Source organism: Mesorhizobium sp. Arg314 (assembly GCF_053714275.1).
This window is the reverse complement of sequence record NZ_JBSKBP010000187.1, coordinates 1-899: the sequence shown is the minus strand read 5'-3', so window position 1 is coordinate 899 and position 899 is coordinate 1. Positions and strand designations below refer to the sequence as shown.

Annotated in this window: 2 protein-coding genes; both read left to right on the top strand. The window is 63.1% G+C overall.

The window, feature by feature from the left end; all coding sequences use genetic code 11:
* Window positions 1–386: transposase (locus ACWGS9_RS34990; RefSeq protein ID WP_454509454.1), on the top strand; the 386-nt coding region annotated here is incomplete at its 5' end.
* Window positions 383–727, top strand: a complete 345-nt coding sequence (gene tnpB / locus ACWGS9_RS34985) for an IS66 family insertion sequence element accessory protein TnpB (protein ID WP_454509453.1) — start codon at window positions 383–385, stop codon at window positions 725–727. The genes ACWGS9_RS34990 and tnpB, both read left to right, overlap by 4 nt.
* Window positions 728–899: the final 172 nt, after the last annotated feature.

The following is an 899-nucleotide window of genomic DNA, read 5'->3' as shown; positions in this document are numbered from 1 at the left end:
CTGCGTCTATGAACGATGATAGAAATTTCCATGTCATCGAGGCGGTTCCCGACCGTCTCGAGGTCAGCCCGCCGCGATCGCACCGGCGGTGGTCGCAGGAAGCAAAGGCACGTCTGATCGAGGCATCGCTGGTGCCGGGAGCGAACGTTTCGGCCATCGCGCGGGAAGCCGGGATGGCGGCTTCGCAGCTGTTCGGCTGGCGGCGCAAGGCCTTGAAGGGTGACACGGCGAACCGGCGCCGGGGTGAAGGCCGGCTGGGCTTTGTCGAAATTGCCACGACGGCCGCGCAGATTGAGATCGAGGTCGGCGGAATGATCATTCGGGCCGGCGCCGACATCGGCCAGGACCAGTTGGTCAAGATCATCCGGGCGGTGAAGACGGCATGATCCCGGCGGGTGTGAAGGTTCTCCTGGCCAGCCATCCGATCGATTTTAGAAAAGGCCCCGATGGCCTGCTTGCGCTGGTGCGCGACGCGGGATCCGACCCGTTCAACGGCTCGCTTTATGTCTTCCGGGCCAAAAGAGCCGATAGAATCAAGATCGTGTGGTGGGACGGGTCAGGGGTCTGCATGTATGCAAAACGGCTCGAGAAATCGAAGTTCTGCTGGCCGCGGATCGGACCGCACAGGGTTCAGCTGAACCATGCGCAACTGCTTGCGCTGGTCGACGGGCTGGACTGGCAGAGGGTTCGCCCGGTGGCGGTGAAGCGGCCGCTATCGGTGGGCTGACGCGGCTGTGGCAAAGTGAATCGGAGCTCTGGAAAAGGTGGGAAAACGGCCGCGAACATGGTCTGATCGCGGTGATGACGAACCCCGTTTCGCAGCTTCCCGACGACGTCGACGCGCTCAAGGCGATGATCGCGGCCATGGCACAAGAGCGGCTGCAGCTGGAAGCGCGCAA

What these genes read in the sequence shown, in the direction of transcription:
- tnpB (WP_454509453.1), top strand. Translation starts at nt 383, where the DNA reads ATGATCCCGGCGGGTGTGAAGGTTCTCCTGGCCAGCCATCCGATCGAT.